17 protein-coding genes and 1 pseudogene are annotated in these 17,343 nt (G+C 71.0%); 14 read left to right on the forward strand and 4 right to left on the reverse strand.

Annotation, left to right across the window (positions count from 1 at the left end; translation table 11 throughout):
- Positions 1 to 56: 56 nt before the first annotated feature.
- Positions 57 to 806 carry a proteasome subunit alpha gene (gene prcA, locus DL519_RS41560; protein WP_190823122.1) on the forward strand — a complete coding sequence of 250 codons (750 nt, stop codon included), beginning with the start codon at positions 57 to 59 and terminating at the stop codon, positions 804 to 806.
- Positions 807 to 886: 80 nt separating this feature from the next.
- Here prcA and DL519_RS41565 read toward each other — a convergent pair whose 3' ends face one another.
- Positions 887 to 2,365 carry a bifunctional phosphatase PAP2/diacylglycerol kinase family protein gene (locus DL519_RS41565; protein WP_190823124.1) on the reverse strand — a complete coding sequence of 493 codons (1,479 nt, stop codon included), beginning with the start codon at positions 2,363 to 2,365 and terminating at the stop codon, positions 887 to 889.
- Positions 2,366 to 2,559: 194 nt separating this feature from the next.
- On the opposite strand from DL519_RS41565, the gene pafA reads away from it, so the two are divergent.
- The gene (gene pafA, locus DL519_RS41570) at positions 2,560 to 3,918 is read left to right on the forward strand and encodes a Pup--protein ligase (RefSeq protein WP_190823126.1); all 1,359 of its coding nucleotides are present in this window, start codon (positions 2,560 to 2,562) and stop codon (positions 3,916 to 3,918) included.
- A 27-nt stretch (positions 3,919 to 3,945) separates the two neighbouring features.
- On the opposite strand, the gene DL519_RS41575 is transcribed toward pafA, so the two are convergent.
- Entirely contained in the window at positions 3,946 to 5,580 is a 1,635-nt protein-coding gene (locus tag DL519_RS41575) for an SMI1/KNR4 family protein (RefSeq protein WP_223840100.1), read from the reverse strand.
- A 341-nt stretch (positions 5,581 to 5,921) separates the two neighbouring features.
- Here DL519_RS41575 and DL519_RS41580 point away from each other — a divergent pair, with 341 nt between their 5' ends.
- The 12 genes from DL519_RS41580 (at position 5,922) to DL519_RS41630 (ending at position 16,006) form a co-directional block, all read left to right on the forward strand.
- On the forward strand, positions 5,922 to 6,917 hold the full coding sequence (locus tag DL519_RS41580; protein WP_190823130.1) for a helix-turn-helix transcriptional regulator: 996 nt from the start codon (positions 5,922 to 5,924) through the stop codon (positions 6,915 to 6,917).
- Entirely contained in the window at positions 6,914 to 7,885 is a 972-nt protein-coding gene (locus DL519_RS41585; RefSeq protein ID WP_190823132.1) for a helix-turn-helix transcriptional regulator, read from the forward strand. Before DL519_RS41580 ends, DL519_RS41585 begins: the two co-directional genes overlap by 4 nt.
- A gap of 18 nt (positions 7,886 to 7,903) precedes the next feature.
- Entirely contained in the window at positions 7,904 to 8,104 is a 201-nt protein-coding gene (locus DL519_RS41590; protein WP_190823134.1) for a bacteriophage holin, read from the forward strand.
- A 78-nt stretch (positions 8,105 to 8,182) separates the two neighbouring features.
- Complete coding sequence (gene tatA, locus DL519_RS41595) at positions 8,183 to 8,455, forward strand: Sec-independent protein translocase subunit TatA (protein ID WP_190823137.1); 273 nt, start codon at positions 8,183 to 8,185, stop codon at positions 8,453 to 8,455.
- A gap of 104 nt (positions 8,456 to 8,559) precedes the next feature.
- Positions 8,560 to 9,432, forward strand: coding sequence for a twin-arginine translocase subunit TatC (gene tatC / locus DL519_RS41600; RefSeq protein ID WP_223840101.1), 873 nt, complete (start codon positions 8,560 to 8,562; stop codon positions 9,430 to 9,432).
- A 109-nt stretch (positions 9,433 to 9,541) separates the two neighbouring features.
- Positions 9,542 to 10,423, forward strand: a complete 882-nt coding sequence (locus tag DL519_RS41605; protein WP_190823139.1) for a diacylglycerol/lipid kinase family protein — start codon at positions 9,542 to 9,544, stop codon at positions 10,421 to 10,423.
- Positions 10,424 to 10,501: 78 nt separating this feature from the next.
- Positions 10,502 to 13,279, forward strand: a complete 2,778-nt coding sequence (locus DL519_RS41610; protein WP_190823141.1) for a DEAD/DEAH box helicase — start codon at positions 10,502 to 10,504, stop codon at positions 13,277 to 13,279.
- Positions 13,280 to 13,376: 97 nt separating this feature from the next.
- Entirely contained in the window at positions 13,377 to 13,952 is a 576-nt protein-coding gene (locus DL519_RS41615; RefSeq protein WP_190823143.1) for a DUF4333 domain-containing protein, read from the forward strand.
- A 43-nt stretch (positions 13,953 to 13,995) separates the two neighbouring features.
- On the forward strand, positions 13,996 to 14,235 hold the full coding sequence (locus DL519_RS47885) for a hypothetical protein (RefSeq protein ID WP_223840487.1): 240 nt from the start codon (positions 13,996 to 13,998) through the stop codon (positions 14,233 to 14,235).
- Positions 14,133 to 14,447, forward strand: coding sequence for a GNAT family N-acetyltransferase (locus DL519_RS50600; protein WP_223840449.1), 315 nt, complete (start codon positions 14,133 to 14,135; stop codon positions 14,445 to 14,447). Before DL519_RS47885 ends, DL519_RS50600 begins: the two co-directional genes overlap by 103 nt.
- Before the next feature lie 162 nt (positions 14,448 to 14,609).
- Complete coding sequence (locus DL519_RS41625) at positions 14,610 to 15,167, forward strand: TetR/AcrR family transcriptional regulator (RefSeq protein WP_223840102.1); 558 nt, start codon at positions 14,610 to 14,612, stop codon at positions 15,165 to 15,167.
- Entirely contained in the window at positions 15,167 to 16,006 is an 840-nt protein-coding gene (locus DL519_RS41630) for an MBL fold metallo-hydrolase (protein WP_190823147.1), read from the forward strand. The genes DL519_RS41625 and DL519_RS41630 overlap by 1 nt, the downstream gene beginning before the upstream one ends.
- Positions 16,007 to 16,022: 16 nt before the next feature.
- On the opposite strand, the gene DL519_RS41635 is transcribed toward DL519_RS41630, so the two are convergent.
- Together DL519_RS41635 and DL519_RS41640 are read right to left on the reverse strand one after the other, a co-directional pair.
- The gene (locus tag DL519_RS41635) at positions 16,023 to 16,940 is read right to left on the reverse strand and encodes a 5'-3' exonuclease (RefSeq protein WP_190824539.1); all 918 of its coding nucleotides are present in this window, start codon (positions 16,938 to 16,940) and stop codon (positions 16,023 to 16,025) included.
- An 82-nt stretch (positions 16,941 to 17,022) separates the two neighbouring features.
- Positions 17,023 to 17,299: pseudogene (locus DL519_RS41640) on the reverse strand (PEP-utilizing enzyme); the annotation flags it as partial.
- Between the last annotated feature and the right edge of the window lie 44 nt (positions 17,300 to 17,343).

The raw sequence follows: 17,343 nt of genomic DNA on the forward strand, positions 1-17,343 counted from the left end.
CCAGGCCAGATCCAACCCGCATGCAGCGAGCTGATTCGAACCAGGAGTGCACAGCTGTGACGATGCCGTTCTACACCTCCCCCGAGCAGTTGATGCGGGAGCGCTCCGAGCTGGCCCGCAAGGGCATCGCCCGGGGCCGCAGCGTGGTGGTGCTGAAGTACGCCGGTGGCGTGCTGTTCGTCGCCGAGAACCCGTCGCCGACGCTGCACAAGGTCGCCGAGATCTACGACCGCATCGGATTCGCGGCGGTGGGCCGCTACAGCGAGTTCGAGGCGCTGCGGGTGGCCGGCGTGCGCATCGCCGACGTCCGCGGGTACTCCTACGACCGCCGGGACGTCACCGGCCGGTCGCTGGCCAACACCTACGCCCAGCACCTGGGGGCGATCTTCACCGAACAGATCAAGCCGTTCGAGGTGGAGATCTGCGTGGCCGAGGTCGGTTTCACCGCCGACGCCGACCAGCTGTACCGGTTGACCTACGACGGGTCCATCGTGGACGAGCCGCAGTACGTGGTGATGGGCGGCCAGGCCGACGCGATCGCCAGCACGCTCAAGGATTCCTTCAGCGACGGGCTGGAGCTGGCCGCCGCTGCCGAGCTCGCGATCCGCGCGCTGTCCTCCGGCGGGGAGAGCTCTCGGGAGCTGGGCGTCAAGCAGCTGGAGGTCGCCGTGCTCGACCGCGCCAGGCCGAACCGGACGTTCCGCCGGATCACCGGTGCGGCGCTGGAAGCGCTGCTGCCCAAGCAGGAAGAGGCCGAGGCCGAGCCGGAAGCCGGCTCCGAGGACAAGCCGGAGAACGGCGACTAGCCGCACGACACCGGCACGTTGGTGACGCCCCGGCCGCCGATGGTGGTGCGGGGCGTCGGCATCTGCGCCTCGGTTCTCAGTCAGTCCACTGTGTTCGGACGGTAGATGTTCAGGGCGTTCTCGTGCGTGGTGAAGGAGAATCGCCGGCCCGGCCGGTGCACCTCGCCGTCGGTCGCCAGTGCGACCGGCGTTCCCCGCACCACGACGTCCATCCGGGACACCTGGCGCTCGACGTAGGTGCGGCTGCGGTGCAGTGCCCCCGTCATCGCCGCGAGCGCGAAGCGCAGTCGGGAGAACCGCCGGTCGGCGCGGACCATGCGCACGTCCAGCGTCCCGTTGTCCAGGCCGGGGCGCCAGGCCGGCGCGAAACCCCGTGGCGCGTACGCGCCGTTGCCGACGAACAGCACCCACACCCGGTGGCGTTCGCCGTCGATCTCCACGTCCAGCGGGCGGGACTCGTGGAGCACCCGGATCAGCGCCATCGCAGCGGCCGGCCACTTGCCCCAGCGCGGTTCCCACTTCTCGCGGAAGCGCACCATGTCCGGATAACCGCCGAGGCTGGCGGTGTTGACGAAGCGGCAGGCGGGGACGTCGTCGATGGCGACCGCACCGAGGTCGACGGTGGCCCCTGAGCCGGTGGAGACCGATTCGGCGACCGACATCGGGTCGCCCACCCCGATGTCGCGGGCGAAGTGGTTGAGCGTGCCCGCGGAGACCACCGCCAGTGGCAGGCCGTGCTCGGACGCCACCGTCGCCACTGCGGCCACGGTGCCGTCGCCGCCGGCCACACCCAGGGCGCGGACGGAATCGCCGCCGCGGGCGAGCTGCTCGCGCAGCCCGTCGACCAGGTCGGCATCCGGCCCCGGGTGCACGACCACGGCCTTCGGCCACTGCTCGCCGACCCACTGCTCGGGGTCGAGCTCGCCGTTTCCGGAGCCGGGGTTGACCAGCGCCAGCATCCCGTCCCCGTCTTCGAGCGCGGGGAGCCCGGCCGGGTGGCTGCTGGCGGCGGGGGTGTCCGGTCGCACCGGCCACCACCGCCTGGTCGCCCACGCCACGCCCGCCCCGAGCGCGGCGCCGCACACGACGTCGGTCGGCCAGTGCACGCCGGTGTGCACGCGGGAGTACGCGACCGCTGCCGCCGCCGGGGCGATGACCGCCCCGGTCACCGGGGACTCCATCGCGGCCGCCGTGGCGAATGCGGCGGCCGACGCCGCGTGTCCGGACGGGAACGACGACGACGTGGGCGGGTCGTTCAGCCGGCGGTGCTGCGACATCAGCTCGGCGGCGGGGCGCCGCCGCGGGAACAACGGCTTGCCGATCAGGTTGGTCGTCGCGCTCGCGCCGGCGATGGCCACCACGCCGCGCAGCGCCGCCCTCCGGGGAGCGCCCTTGCGGCAGGCCAGCACCGCCGCGATGCTCAGCCAGAGCACGCTGTGGTTCGCAGCCGTGCTGAGCGTCTTGAGCCGACGGTCGGCGACTGAGGCGGGCAACCGGGCACTGCGGCGAGCGAGTTCGCCGTCGACCGCGTTGATGGTGTGACGCAACCTCCCGAGCATCCCTGCGATGCTACCTGCGAATTCGATCGAGATCGCCGCAACGCGTGAGCCTTCCGACGCCGGGTGCGACGGTCGGAATCCCCTGGTTACCAGGGTGACCAGGAGTGACATCACGCTGGGAGAACCTTTTCGACCTGCAACGAGGCCCGAACGGCGGACCGCCGAAAAGCGGGGTTTGCGCCTAGTGTGGAACCATGCAGCGGCGGATCTTCGGCATCGAAACCGAGTTCGGGGTCACCTGCACGTTCCACGGGCAGCGGCGACTGTCCCCGGACGAGGTGGCCAGATACCTATTCCGGCGGGTCGTGTCGTGGGGAAGGTCGTCGAACGTCTTCCTGCGCAACGGGGCCCGGCTCTACCTCGACGTGGGCTCGCACCCGGAGTACGCCACGGCGGAATGCGACGACCTCGTCCAACTCGTCACCCACGACAAGTCCGGCGAGCGGATCCTGGAGGACCTGCTCATCGACGCCGAACGCCGACTGTCCGACGAGGGCATCGGCGGAGACATCTTCCTGTTCAAGAACAACACCGACTCGGCGGGCAACTCTTACGGCTGCCACGAGAACTACCTGGTCGGCCGGTCCGGGGAGTTCTCCCGGATCGCCGACGTGCTGTTGCCGTTCCTGGTGACCCGCCAGCTCATCTGCGGTGCCGGGAAGGTGCTGCAGACGCCGCGCGGCGCGGTGTACTGCCTGTCGCAGCGCGCCGAGCACATCTGGGAGGGCGTCTCCAGCGCGACGACCCGTTCGCGGCCGATCATCAACACCCGCGACGAGCCGCACGCCGACGCCGAGCGGTACCGCCGGCTGCATGTCATCGTCGGCGACTCCAACATGTCCGAGGTGACCACGCTGCTCAAGGTCGGCTCGGCGAACCTGGTGCTGGAGATGATCGAGCAGGGCGTGCAGTTCCGGGACTTCAGCCTGGACAACCCGATCCGCGCGATCCGCGAGATCAGCCACGACCTCACCGGGCGGCGCACGGTCCGGCTGGCCGGCGGCCGGGAGGCGTCCGCGCTGGACATCCAGCGGGAGTACTACGGCCGGGCGGTCGACCACGTGGCGCGGCGCGGGTCGGACCCGATGACCGAGCGGATCCTTGAGCTGTGGGGCCGCGCGTTGCACGCGATCGAGCAGCAGGACTTCTCGCTGATCGACCGGGAGATCGACTGGGCGATCAAGCACCGGCTGCTGGAGCGGTACCGCGGCAAGCACGGGCTGGAGCTGTCCAGCCCGCGCATCGCCCAGCTCGACCTCACCTACCACGACATCCGCCGGGGCCGCGGGCTGTTCGACATGCTGCAGCGCAAGGACCTGGTGGACCGGGCGACCGAGGACGGCGAGATCGAGGCCGCCAAGGACACCCCGCCGCAGAGCACCCGGGCCAAGCTGCGCGGTGACTTCATCGCCGCCGCGCAGGCCGCGGGCCGGGACTTCACGGTGGACTGGGTCCACCTGAAGCTCAACGACCAGGCCCAGCGGACCGTCCTGTGCAAGGACCCGTTCCGCGCGGTGGACGAGAGGGTGGAACGCCTGATCAGTTCCCTCTAACGGTCGGTGCGCGAAAAGATCAACTCGTCACTCCCACGGCTTCTTGATCCGGCGCCACAACGGGGTGCGCGATCCCTTCGGCGGGGTGAAGCGGCCCCGCGTGTAGCGGACGTCGGGGGAGTCGCCGACGAGGGTTCCGGCCCACTCGGCGGCCTTGCGCAGCGTCGGGGCTGCGTCGAGCTCGGCGGCGGCCAGGCCGACCGGGTGGGTCGTCGCCAGCAGCTCCTCCCACTGCGCCGCGCTCAGGTTGAGGTAGAGCAGGCCGTCCAGGTCGCCCAGCACCGCGAGGTCGCGCACCTCGGCGGCGGCTAGGTCCAGGCCGTACAGCCGCGGGCAGGTGCGCAGCGGGGCGAGGTCGACCGGTTCGCCGGTGGCCAGCTTCAGCAGCCGCAACGTCGGGTGCTCGGCCAGCGGGGCGAGGTCGATGCGGTCCAGGTCGGCGGTCAGCACCTCCACCGGCGCGGAGCGCAGCGGGGAGAGGTCCGCGGTCGGGCAGTTGGCCAGCTCCACTTCCCACAGCGACGGCGCTTTCCGCACCGGGGTGAGGTCGACCAGGCGCGAGTTGGCGACGACGAGCCGCTGGATGCCCGGGTGGATTTCCCGCAGCGGAGCGGAGTCGCCCTCGATGCGCAGTTCCCGGTCCGGGGCCATCGCGTCATCCCTGAGGAACAGCCGGAGGCGCCCCTTCTTGTACTGGTACGAGAAGTTCTCCAGCGCCTCGACGTGGCGCCGCAGCAGGCTCGTCACCGAATCGGCGACGTAGACTGGGCCGTCGTGGTCGTGCAGGTCGATGCGGATCACCTGGCCGGGGTGGCCGTTGGGACCGGGATCCATGTCCACCGCGAGGAACTCGCCGCCGGTGTCGTGTGCGAATGGAATCCAGCCGGGCAGGTGCTGCGCGCGGCGCACCGCGCCTGCGGGATGGGTGTCGTAGCGGACTTCCCGCAGCAGCACCCGGTCCCAGTCCCGCACGACCCGCCAGCGGTTCTCTGGGCGGTCCTTGTCGCTCAAGACGGCGAGGCCCTTCAATTCCAACCAGTGGAACCCGTCGAGCAGGCCGACCTGGTGGTCGCCGTCGGCCCGGCCGTACAGCGCGCGGAGGTCGTCCGGCAACGGCACCGGGAGGTGCCCTTCGATGAACTCGCGCTCGGCCGCTTCCAGCGGTTCCGGCAGCTTCTCCTGGAAACCGGCGATCTCCGCGCGCCGCCGCAGGTAGCGGTCCAGCAGCTGCAACGCCTCCTGCGGGTCGCCGGCCTGCACCGCCCGGGTGGGGCCGGGCTGGAACGCCGCGGGTTCGGCGGGTAAGGCGTCGGGCCGCAGGACGTAGGTGAAGCCCCCTCGGTCGGTGCGCGGCGAGCGGCGTAGTGATTCGCTGGTGACCGCCTCGAACTTGCCGGTCGGGTAGACGACGAGCTCGATGGTGAGCCGGTCCGCGGCCCGCTCCAGCTCGTGCACCAGGCACATCTCGTAGTGCAGGTCGGTGGAGGAGCCGGTGCTGTCGAGCGACCGCGGCTCGTACACGGGGCCGCGGTGACCGGATCCCGTGCCGTCGGCGAATCCCTCCAGCACGGCGCGCCGCCAATCCTTCGGCGCGGCCGCGGCGATCTTCACGGCGATCTCGCGCAGCACGGCGAGGGTCTCGGGATCGTGCTCGGTCGTCACGGACCAGATCCGCCTTCCGGTCGGCATAGTGGGCTCGTTTTCATACCGCACCGGCCGGGAGCCGCCCGCCACGCCCCGACCTGGGCGGGATCACCGCAGGGGTTGACCGACGGGTCGGGTGAGGATTTCGTGCAAGACGGATCTGGCATGCGGTCAGCCTAAAGCTATGAACATTCTTCATCTTCGCGGACACCTTCAGTGCCGGTCGAAACCGATGAGGTTCCGGGGCGGCGGAAAATCGCCGCGGGTCGGCGCGCCACGGTGACTCCATCCCGCACCACTAGGCATGATGTGCGCCGACCCAAACACATGATCGAATACAGCGGAGCTAGAGTTTCGAAGTGGCCACTGTGCGCGCTGAACGCTTGGTGAACCTGGTGCTGTGTCTCCTGTCGACCCGCCAGTACCTCACCGCGGAGCGGATTAGGGCGATCGTGCCGGGCTATGCCGGCGCGCCCACCGGCGAGGCCTTCTTCCGGACCTTCGAACGCGACAAGGCCGAGCTGCGCGACCTGGGGATCCCGCTGGAGACCGGGCGGAACTCCGCCTTCGACTCCGCCGACGGGTACCGCATAGCCCGCCGCGACTACGAGCTCGGCGACATCGACCTGGAGCCAGACGAAGCGGCCGCGGTCGCCCTCGCGGTGCGGCTGTGGGACTCCCCGGAGTTCACCTCGGCGGCCCGCGGCGCCCTGCTGAAGCTGCGCGCCGCCGGGGTCGACGTCGACGAGCGCTCCTCGGCGGCGGTCGAGCCGAAGGTGCGCACTAGCGAACCCGCCTTCGCGTCACTGCTGGCGGCGGTGCAGGCCGGGCGCGTGGTGGAGTTCGACTACCGGCGCCCGAGCAGCCCGGACGTGCACCGCCGCACGGTCGAACCGTGGGGCGTGGTGTCCTGGCGGGGCCGCTGGTACCTGGTCGGGCACGACCGCGACCGGCAGGCGCCGCGCTGCTTCCGGCTGTCCCGGATCCTCGGGCAGGCCAAGGCGGTGGGCCCGGCCGGTCAGGTGCAGCGGCCGCCGGACACCGACCTGCTGCGGCTGGTGGCCGGCGAGCAGCGCGAGCCCCCGCCCAGCACGCTCGCGCGGATGTGGGTCGCGGCCGGTCGTGCGCAGGGGTTGCGGCGCCGGGCGACTGTCGTCGAGCAGATGGAGCTCGGCGGCGATCCGGGTGACGTGCTGGAGCTGGACCTGCTCTACCCCGAGTCGGCGGCGAGCTGGCTCGCCGGGTACGGGCCGGATGTCGCGGTGCTGGAGCCGGACACGCTGCGCAAGACGGTGCACGAGATCCACCTGGACGTCGTCGACCAGGAACGCGGGTTCGACCAGGAGAGCCGATGACGAGCGCGACCGCGCGGCTGCCGAGGCTGCTGGCGCTGGTGCCGTACCTGCTGAGCCGACCGGGCATCCCGATCGCCGACGCCGCGGGCGACTTCGGCGTCACCGAGCAGCAGCTGCGCAAGGACCTGGAGCTGCTGTGGATGTGCGGGCTGCCGGGTTACGGGCCCGGCGACCTGATCGACCTGTCCTTCGAGAGCGACTCGATCACCGTCACCTACGACGCGGGCATGCGGCGCCCGCTGCGGCTCACCGCGTCCGAGGCCACGGCGCTGCTGGTGGCGTTGCGGGCGCTGGCCGACACCCCGGGCATCACCGACACCGACGCCGTGCAGCGGACCCTGGCGAAGGTGGAGGACGCCGTCGGGCAGGCGCGCCCGGCGGGCGTAGTGGTCGGCCTGGAGGGCAGGGAAGGCGCGGTGCGGCCGGGAGTGCGCTCGGCGGTGCAGGACGCTACGACCCGCCGCCGCGCGCTGCGGATGCGCTACTACACCGCCTCCCGTGACGACATCAGCGAGCGGATCGTAGATCCGATGCGGCTGCTGCTCATCGACGGGCGCAGTTACCTGGAGGCATGGTGCCGCAGCGCGGCCGGGGTGCGGATGTTCCGGCTGGACCGCATCGACGACGTCGAGGTGCTGGACGAGGTCGCGCAGCCGCCGTCGGAGGCCGAACCGACCGATCTGTCGGCGGGGCTGTTCCGGCCGGCCCCGGACCAGTTCGTCGCCGAGCTGGAGCTGGAGCCCGACGCGCGCTGGGTGGCCGAGTACTACCCGGTGGACGAGCTGGTCGAGCTGCCGCGGGGGCGGGCCCGGGTGCGGATGCGGTACTCGGACCGGTCGTGGATGGCCCGGCTGCTGCTGGGCCTGGGCGGCCAGGTGCGGGTGCTCAGCCCCGACGAGTTGGCATGTGACGTGCGTCAACGCGCGAAAGACGCGTTGGCGCGGGCGCGTCACCTCCCGTCCACCTGAGCCCGCTACGGTGACGCCGTGCCGTACACGTGGAGTCTTGTCCTGCTGGCCGTCGGCCTGATCCTGCTCGCGCTGCTGCTGATCCGGTTGTTCCGGGAGCTGCGTAGGTTCAAAGCCGTGCAGCGGCAGGTCTTCCACGACTTCGGTGATCGCAGCGGCCTGGTGAAGGCACGCGTGGCCGGTCTGAAGGTGGCGTTCGCCCAACGTCGCGACCGGTGACGCGCAACGGCCCTGTTTGTCGACCCCTGCCTTGCGTACCATTGCGCCTGCAGGGACATCACGAAAGGTTGGACTCGAATGGGTTTGCCAGGTGGCTGGGAACTGATTCTCATCGTCTTGGTCTTGGTGCTCCTCTTCGGTGCCACCAAGCTTCCGCAGATGGCCCGTTCGCTCGGCCAGTCGGCCCGCGTCTTCAAGGCAGAGGCGCGCGGCATGAAGGCCGATGAGGAAGAGGCCAAGAAGGAGACGGCCGAGCGGGAGCCGAAGCCGGAGCTGACCTCCGGTCAGTCCAGCGCGCCCCCGGTCACGTCCGCGCTCGACGAGAAGCAGCGAAACGACTCCAAGAACTGACTGAGGACGGGAACGACAAGGTGGGTGCCAGTGCACTGGGGCGCCTGAACCCGTTCCGCAAGGATCGCCGTCGGTGGGGGCGCAGGCACAACCCCGATGGCACCATGACGCTCGTCGATCACCTCTACGAGCTGCGGTACCGGTTGGGCGTGGCCGTCGTGGCGGTGATCGTCGGCGCGATCTTGGGGATCTGGTGGTTCTCCAACTCGGTCTTCGGGCTGCCCACGCTCAGCGATGTGCTGCTCGAACCGTACTGCCAGCTGCCGGTCACCCAGCGGCTGAGCCCGAACGGGACGTGCCAGCTGCTGCAGACCGAGCCGTTCGAGATCTTCATGCTGACGCTGAAGGTCGGCGTGTCGGTCGGCGCGGTGCTGTTCAGCCCGGTGTGGCTGTATCAGTTGTGGGCGTTCATCACGCCCGGGCTGTTCGCCAAGGAGCGCAAGTTCGCCCGGCTGTTCGTGAGCTGCGCGACCGTGCTGTTCGTCGCCGGGGCGGTGTTGGCGTACTACATCCTGCCGACGGCGCTGGGGTTCATGTCCGGGTTCGGCGGGAACGCGTTCTTCACCGCGCTCACCGGTGGCAAGTACATCAGCTTCATGCTGCTGCTGCTGGTGATCTTCGGCGTCAGCTTCGAGCTGCCGCTGATCCTGGTGATGCTCAACCTGGCCGGGATCGTCAGCTACGCCAAGCTGAAGAGTTGGTGGCGGGGGCTGGTCTTCGCGCTGTTCGTGTTCGCCGCGATCGCGACGCCCGGGCAGGACCCGTTCTCGATGCTGGCGCTGGCGGCCGCGCTGTGCGTGCTGTTCGCCATCGCGATGCTGATCTGCCGGGTCAACGACAAGCGCCGGGCCAGGAAGCTCGAAGGCCAGGGCCTGGAGGGCCTGAGCCCGGACGAGGCTTCGAAGATCGACTTCCGGGCCTCCGGACTGGACAGCACGCCGTCGCCGAGCCCGAAACAGCACGACGACGTGACCTGAGACCCGAGACCTGAGACCCGCAACTTCCATTGAAATCGAACCTTCGATTTCAATTGGAAATTGCGGTGGCACTGGCCAACTCGGGCCCGGTGGGTGAAGATGCTCCCTCGTGCACTGCGTCCTGTTGATCAACCCTGCCGCCGGTGGTGGACTTTCCGCGAAGGTGGCCGGCGAAATCGTCGGCCACCTTCGCGGCGTTTGCGACGTGCGGACGGTGCTCGCCGCTGATGCCCGCGGCACCGCCGACGCCGCGAAGCGGGCGGTTGCCGACGGGGCCGACGTGCTCGCCGTGGTCGGTGGCGACGGCGTTGCGCACCTCGCGGTGCAGGCGTGCGCGGAGTCCGCGACGGCGTTGGCCCTGATCCCGGCCGGGACCGGCAACGACCTGGCCCGCGGGCTCGGCGTTCCGCGCGACCTGGTCGAGGCGGGGCGCGCCGTGGCGGAGGCGTTGCGCGCGCAACGGCTGCGCCGCATCGATCTCGGCAAGGTCGCCGGCGGGGGCTGGTTCGCGACGGTGCTGTGCGCCGGGTTCGACTCGCGGGTCAACGCGCGGGCGAACCGGATGCGCTGGCCGCGCGGGCAGCGCCGGTACGACCTGGCGGTGGTGCGGGAGCTGGTGGGCCTGCGCCCGATGCCGCTGCGGGTGGAGACCGAGACCGGCAAGACAGAGCTGACCGCCACGCTGGTCGCGGTCGGCAACACGCCCTGCTACGGCGGCGGCATCCCGGTCTGCCCGGATGCCGATGCGGCCGACGGGCTGCTCGACCTGACGGTGGTCGGTGAGGTAACCCGCCGTGACCTGGTGCGGATCCTGCCGTCGCTGCGCGCGGGGCGGCACGTGGAGCACCCGGCGGTGTGCACGCTGCGGGCGCAGCGGGTGCGGCTGGGCGGTGAGAACGGCTGGCTGGCGTACGCCGACGGAGAACCGCAGGCCCGCCTGCCGCTGAGCATGCGCTGCGTTCCCGGCGCACTCACGGTGGCGGGTTTCTGACCCGGCTGTGATGGGGTGCGCATGGTTTCTGGCGCTAGGGCTGCGACGGTGGTCGGTGCGATGTGAAAGCCTTGGGGGGTGGCTGCCAGCCGTTCGTACCCCACCAAGCCGTCTCCGGCCGACGCCTTCTCGGCGCACGCCCGTCGCAGCGCGCACCCCCAGCTGGCCGAGTTCGCGGGCGAGCTGTCCTTCGAGCTCGACCCGTTCCAGCGCACCGCCTGCCAGGCCCTGGAGGCCGGGCACGGCGTGCTGGTGTGCGCGCCCACCGGGGCCGGGAAGACCGTGGTCGGCGAGTTCGCCGTGCACCTCGCTCTCAAGGAGGGCCGGAAGTGCTTCTACACCACGCCGATCAAGGCGCTGTCCAACCAGAAGTACGCCGACCTGTGCGAGCGGCACGGTAGCGACGCGGTCGGGCTGCTGACCGGCGACACCTCGATCAACGGCGAGGCGCAGGTGGTCGTGATGACCACCGAGGTGCTGCGCAACATGCTCTACGCGGGCTCCCGCAGCCTGGACCAGCTCGGCTACGTCGTGATGGACGAGGTGCACTACCTCGCGGACCGCTTCCGCGGCGCGGTGTGGGAGGAAGTGATCCTGCACCTGCCGGAGTACGTGCAGGTGGCGAGCCTGTCGGCGACGGTCAGCAACGCCGAGGAGTTCGGCGAGTGGCTGCAGGAGGTGCGCGGCGACACCACGGTCGTGGTCGACGAGCACCGGCCGGTGCCGCTGTGGCAGCACATGCTGGTCGGGCCCCGGATGTTCGACCTGTTCGGCGGCGAGACCGCGGACCGGGAACTGCAGATCAACCCGAACCTGGTGCGGCACACCCAGCAGCTGGCCCGCGTGCACCTGCCCTACGGCGGTCGGCGCGGCGGGCCGAACACCAGGGGCAAGGGTCCGCGCCCGCCGCGGTTCTACCCGCCGTCGCGGGTAGAGACGCTGACCGGGCTGGACGCGGCCGGGCTGCTGCCGGCGATCGTGTTCATCTTCAGCCGCAACGGCTGCGACCAGGCCGTTTCCCAGTGCATGCGGGCGGGGCTGCGGCTGACCACCGACTCGGAGATCGACGAAATCCGTGAGGTGATCGACGAGCACACCGCCAACCTGCCGGAGTCCGACCTGGCGGTGCTGGGCTTCTGGGAGTGGCGGGAGGCGCTGGAGCGCGGCCTGGCCGCGCACCACGCGGGCCTGCTGCCGGCGTTCAAGGAGACCGTCGAGGAGCTGTTCGTCCGCGGCCTGGTCAAGGCCGTGTTCGCCACCGAGACGCTGGCGCTGGGCATCAACATGCCCGCCCGCACGGTGGTGCTGGAGCGGCTGGTGAAGTTCAACGGCGAGTCACACGTGGACCTCAGCCCCGGCGAGTACACACAGCTCACCGGCCGGGCCGGGCGGCGCGGCATCGACGTCGAGGGCCACGCGGTGGTCGTCTGGCAGCCGGGCGTCGACCCCAAGCAGGTCGCCGGGCTGGCTTCGACCCGCACGTACCCGCTGCGCTCGTCGTTCCGGCCCGGCTACAACATGGCGGTCAACCTCGTGCAGCGCGTCGGCCAGGACGCCGCGCGGGAACTGCTGGAGCAGTCGTTCGCGCAGTTCCAGGCCGACCGCTCGGTGGTCGGCCTGTCCCGGCGCGTGGAGCGCAACAACGAGGCGCTGACGGGCTACTCCGAGGCGATGCACTGCCATCTGGGCGATTTCGACGAGTACTTCGAGCTGCGTCGCCGCATCTCCGAGCGGGAGAAGCACCTGGCCCGGCAGAACCGCCAGTCGCGGCGCGCGGAGGCGGCGAAGTCGCTGGAGAAGCTGCGCAAGGGCGACGTGATCGCGGTGCCCGCCGGGCGGCGTTCGGGACTGGCGGTGGTCATCGACCCGGGGCTGGAGCCGCTGGGCGAGCCGCGGCCGCTGGTGGTCACCGAAGACCGCTGGTCGGGGCGGCTGTCGGTCGCCGACTTCACCTCGCCGGTGGAGCCACTGGGCAAGATCAAGCTGCCGAAGCACGTCGACACCCGCTCGCCGAAGTCCCGCCGGGACCTCGCCTCAACGCTGCGCAACACCGGCATCGAGGCCCCGGGCGGACGTGGCCGGCGGCGCTCCGACGCGACCGACGACGCGGAGCTGGCGACGTTGCGGCGCGCGTTGAAGGCGCACCCGTGCCACGGCTGCGACGAGCGGGAGAGCCACGCCCGGTGGGCCGAGCGGTACGAGCGGCTGCGGGGCGAGAACGAGAACCTGCGGCGCAAGGTCGCCGCGACCACGCACTCGCTGGCCCGCTCCTTCGACCGGATCGTCGCGCTGCTGACCGAACGGGACTACCTGCCGGTGGCGGGCTCGTCGGAGGGCGAGGTCACCCAGCATGGGCGGCGGCTGTCGCGGCTCTACAGCGAGTCGGACCTGCTGGCGGCCGAGTGCCTGCGGGTCGAGGCGTGGCGCGGGCTGGGGCCTGCCGAGCTGGCAGCCGTGGTGTCGTCGCTGGTCTACGAGTCGCGGCGGGAGGGCCTGGCGCCGCAGGTGCCGGCCGGTGCGGTCAGCGACACGCTGGCCGCCACCTGGCGGCTGTGGGCGGAGTTGGAGGACGACGAGCGGCGGCACAAGCTGGACCGCACCCGCGAGCCGGACGCCGGTTTCGCCTGGCCGGTGTTCCGCTGGGCGCGCGGCGAGTCGCTGGAGAAGGTCCTCACCGCGGCCGCTTCCAGCGGGCACGAGCTGTCGGCCGGTGACTTCGTGCGCTGGTGCCGCCAGGTCATCGACCTGCTCGACCAGATCCGCGAGGTCGTCGGGGCGGCGGACCCGGTGGGTTCGTCGGCGGTGAAGGCGGTCACCGCGATCCGCCGCGGCGTGGTCGCCGCCGGCGCCGTGTGACCGCCGCCCGGCCGATTCGGGCGGCCGGGCTGTTGTGGTTGGATCTCCTGGCGTCGGGAATGTCGCGATGGCCAGGTGAACTTCGTCGGAGGTGCAGATGTCGTCCCCCTACGGCCCGCCGGGGGGCTATCCCCAGTGGGGGCAGCAACCCCAGGGGCCTGGGATGCAGCCGGCGGCGCCGGGCTATCCGCAGCCGGGTGGTTTCGCGCCGCAGCGACCCCCGCAGCAGCAGCCGCCGCAACCACCTCAGCAGCAGCCCTACGGCTATGGCCGGCCGCAGTACCCGCAGGGCGGGCAGTACCCGGCACCGGGCGGCTACGGGCGATTCGACCAGTTCGAACGGCCGAAGAAGAAGCGCTCGGCGCTGCCGTGGGTGCTCGGCGGGATCGGCGCGGTCCTCGTGGTCGGCGTGGTGCTGGTGCTCGGGTTCGTCACGCCGGGCTGGTTCGTGCAGCCGGTGTTCGACGCGGCCAGCGTGGAGAAGGGCGTCACGCAGACCCTGAAGGGCTCCTACGGGCTGCAGGGGGTCGGGAACGTCAGCTGCCCGAGCGGGCAGCCGGTGGCGGTCGGTCAGCGCTTCGACTGCAAGGTCAGCATCGACTCGGCGACCAAGACCGTCACGGTGACGGTCAAGAACGAGAAGGGCGTCTACGAGGTCGGCCACCCCAAGTGAAATTCGGTCGACGCGTGCCGGGGCGGCAGGCAAGATCGGTGGCGTGAACCGGCACGAAGTGCGCGCGTTGTCCGAATCCGAGTTCCGCGGGGCGAACGACCTGTTCCGCCGTGCCCTGTTGTGGCAGCCGTCGAGCGACGAGGAGTGGGCAGGCAACGCGGCCCTGCACGAGCCGGCCGGGTGCTGGGGGCGTTCGTCGACGGTGAGCTGGCTGGGACGACGAGAACGATTACGAACGTGCTGGCGGTGCCGGGCGGTCGGCGGCTGCCGGCGGGCGCGGTGACGGGTGTCGGGGTCCGCGCCGACCAGACTGGCGGCGGGCCGCATCCAGGCGCACGACCCGGCGGCCGTCCCGGCGGCGGACTCCCTGTTCGCCACTGTCGTACCGCCCTGGTGTGGCACCAGCTTCTGAGCGCCCGTGCGCACTTTTCGTTTCGCGCGACCGGGGGAGTCCGAGCTCCCGGTGATGGGTGTGAGCGAACGGCCTGCTCGTAGCGCCTATTGACGTGAACAGTCCGTTCGCCTCACAACAGTGTCCTGGCGCCGGGGTGCGCACGGCACCCAGGTCGACGGCGTGGTCCAGGTCGACGCCTTGAAAATATATAGACCAACTGTCATATTTTCTGCATGAGGAAAGGTGCGCGGACTAAGCAGCAGATGCTCGACACCGCCATGGGGCTGTTCCGGCGGCAGGGCTACCACGCCACCGGCATCAACCAGGTGCTCGCGGAGTCCGAAGCTCCGCGCGGCTCGCTGTACTTCCACTTCCCCGGCGGCAAGCAGCAACTCGCCGCCGAGGCCGTCGAGGCATCCGGGCGGCAGGTCAGCGAGCTGCTGGCGGCAGTCGTGGTGGAGGCGAGCGGGCCACGCGAAGCGGTCGCGGCGGTCATGGCGCATTTCGCGCAGGCGCTGGAGGAATCGGATTTCAGCAGCGGCTGCCCGGTGGCCACCGTCGCACTGGAGGCGAGCGCGGAAAGCGCGGAGGTCCGGAGCGCATGCGACGGCGCCTACGGCACCTGGATGGCGGGGCTGGCGGCCGCGTTCGAAGCGTGGGGGATGCCGGCCTCCCGGGCGGGGGAGCTCGCGGTGACCGCGTTGTCGATGCTCGAAGGTGCCCTGCTGCTCTGCAAGGTCCAGCGGGACGTCGCGACGTTGCGGACGGTGGGCGATCAGCTGGCGGAACTGCTCGAAAGCGCTCGGACGGAGGAAGTTTGATGCGGGTCCACCACCTGAACTGCGGGACCATGCGGCCGTTCGGCGGCCGGCTGGTCAACGAGGGCGGTGGTGTGCTCGGTCCGGCCCGGATGGTCTGCCACTGCCTGCTGGTCGAGACCGAGCGGGGATTGGTGCTAGTCGACACCGGTCTGGGCGTCCCGGATGTCACCACGCACGTCGAGCACCTGGAGCGGAGCTGGCTGCGGCTGACCCGCCCGGTGCTGGACGTGGCGGAAACGGCGGCGGCGCAGATCAAGCGCCTCGGCTACCGCACCGAGGATGTGCAGCACATCGTGCTGACCCACCTGGACCGCGATCACGCCGGGGGACTGCCGGACTTCCCGCAGGCGCAGGTCCACGTGCACGACGTGGAGTACCAGGCGATGCTGCGCAGCCCGGAGCCGTCGCGCTACCTCGGCCACCAGTGGCAGCACGGTCCTAAGTGGAACGTCCACGGCAGCGCAGGTGGAGAGCGCTGGTTCGGCTTCGAGGCGGTGCGCCACTTGCCCGGGCTGCCGCCGGAGATCCTGCTCGTCCCGTTGGTCGGGCACACCCGCGGGCACACCGGGGTGGCGGTGCGGCGGCCGGACGGGCGGTGGCTGCTGCACGCCGGTGACGCCTACTTCTACCATGGCGAGATGGCGGACAGTCCACATTGCACGCCGGTCCTGCGCCACTTCCAGAACCGGGCCCAGGAAGACGGCCCGCAGCGGAGGCGGAACCAGGACCGGCTGCACGACCTGGTGACCGCGCACCGAAGCGAGATCGACGTGTTCTGCGCGCATGACCCGATCGAATTCGAGCGCCACCTACGAGCAGAATCCACAGTGGACAAATAGTAGGCTTTCTAACGGCTCAGGGGGTCAGGGCCGCGATAAGGCGGTCGATGCTGGCACCCAGGCCCCAGATGCGTTGGAGCTCGCGCAGGCGGTCGGTGTCCACAGGGGACTGTGGGAGCGCATCCGGGCGGTCCTGGACCACCGGGGCGTCGCGGGCCACCCGGACCACCGACGGGGCCGCGGCCAGGTAGTCGGCGGCTTCCGCGAGCTTGCCCCGGATCCTCGGGGTCAGGCGGGAATCGCCGCTCCCGGCCGCCGCGAGGAGCGCTTCGAGCGAGCCGAACTGGGTGATCAGCTTCGCCGCCGTCTTCTCGCCGATGCCGGCCACCCCGGGCAGCCCGTCCGACGGATCTCCGCGCAGCATCGCCATTTCCGCGTAGTCGTCGCCGGCTCGGTCGGCCGGCAGGGCGTACTTCTCCGCGAGTTCGGCGGGGCCGTAGTCCTGCGCCTTCGCCAGGCCTGCGCCGATGTAGATTACCCGGACCGCGGTGGGCTGCGTGCGCACCAGCTGGAACAGGTCCCGGTCGCCGGTGACGACCTCGACCGGGTCCCGGGCCTCGCGGTCGGCCAGCGCGCCGATGACGTCGTCGGCCTCGTAGCCCTCGGCTTCGGCGGTGGCGATGCCCGCCGCGTCGAGGACTTCGAGGATCACCGGGATCTGCGGCGACAGCGTGTCCGGGACCTCTTCGGCCGCGGGGTCGTCCTCGGCGACGCGGTGTGCCTTGTAGGACGGCAGCGCGTCGACGCGGAACTGCGGCCGCCAGTCGTTGTCCAGGCACGCCACCAGCCGCGACGGGCGCCGGTCGATGATCAGCTTGGCGAGCATGTCGCAGAAACCGCGCACCGAGTTCACCGGCGTGCCGTCCGGGGCGGTCAGCGAATCGGGCAGGGCGTAGTACGAGCGGAACCACAACCCGGCCGAATCGACGAGCATCAGGGGACCAGTCACAGCTCGCCAGCTTGTCACGTCCTCGCCCGCCGGTGCGCGCGACCTGCCGCCGGGCGACGCGACCTGCCAATGACCGAGCCAGAATCGCGGTGTGGCTGGTCGGGCCGCCCTCCTCGGTCGCCAGCGCCAGCACGAGCTCGGGGTCCAGGTCGGCGGTGCCGGGGCGAGGTCTCGCGCCAGCACGCTTGGGCCGGTCAGCTCGGCACACCGGGCGGGGCGGTACCGGCCAGCTCCGCGACCAGCCGGTCGCGGACGTCGTGCACGTCCCGCACCCGCTCGGCGAGATAACCGCCGGAGGCGGCAAGCAGTTCGGCGAATTCGTCGGCCGCCTCGAAGACCGCTTGCCGGGGCTGACCCCGACCCCCTGCAGCGTGGACATGGACGTCTC

It is taken from the genome of Saccharopolyspora pogona (assembly GCF_014697215.1).
GTDB classification, from domain to species: Bacteria; Actinomycetota; Actinomycetes; order Mycobacteriales; family Pseudonocardiaceae; genus Saccharopolyspora; species Saccharopolyspora hattusasensis.

Excerpts from the sequence above, each read along its gene's own strand:
- DL519_RS41565 (WP_190823124.1), bottom strand. The coding sequence starts at position 2,365 with ATGCTCGGGAGGTTGCGTCACACCATCAACGCGGTCGACGGCGAACTC.
- pafA (WP_190823126.1), top strand. The coding sequence starts at position 2,560 with ATGCAGCGGCGGATCTTCGGCATCGAAACCGAGTTCGGGGTCACCTGC.
- DL519_RS41585 (WP_190823132.1), top strand. The coding sequence starts at position 6,914 with ATGACGAGCGCGACCGCGCGGCTGCCGAGGCTGCTGGCGCTGGTGCCG.
- tatA (WP_190823137.1), top strand. The coding sequence starts at position 8,183 with ATGGGTTTGCCAGGTGGCTGGGAACTGATTCTCATCGTCTTGGTCTTG.
- tatC (WP_223840101.1), top strand. The coding sequence starts at position 8,560 with ATGACGCTCGTCGATCACCTCTACGAGCTGCGGTACCGGTTGGGCGTG.
- DL519_RS41615 (WP_190823143.1), top strand. The coding sequence starts at position 13,377 with ATGTCGTCCCCCTACGGCCCGCCGGGGGGCTATCCCCAGTGGGGGCAG.
- DL519_RS41625 (WP_223840102.1), top strand. The coding sequence starts at position 14,610 with ATGCTCGACACCGCCATGGGGCTGTTCCGGCGGCAGGGCTACCACGCC.
- DL519_RS41630 (WP_190823147.1), top strand. The coding sequence starts at position 15,167 with ATGCGGGTCCACCACCTGAACTGCGGGACCATGCGGCCGTTCGGCGGC.
- DL519_RS41635 (WP_190824539.1), bottom strand. The coding sequence starts at position 16,940 with ATGCTCGTCGATTCGGCCGGGTTGTGGTTCCGCTCGTACTACGCCCTG.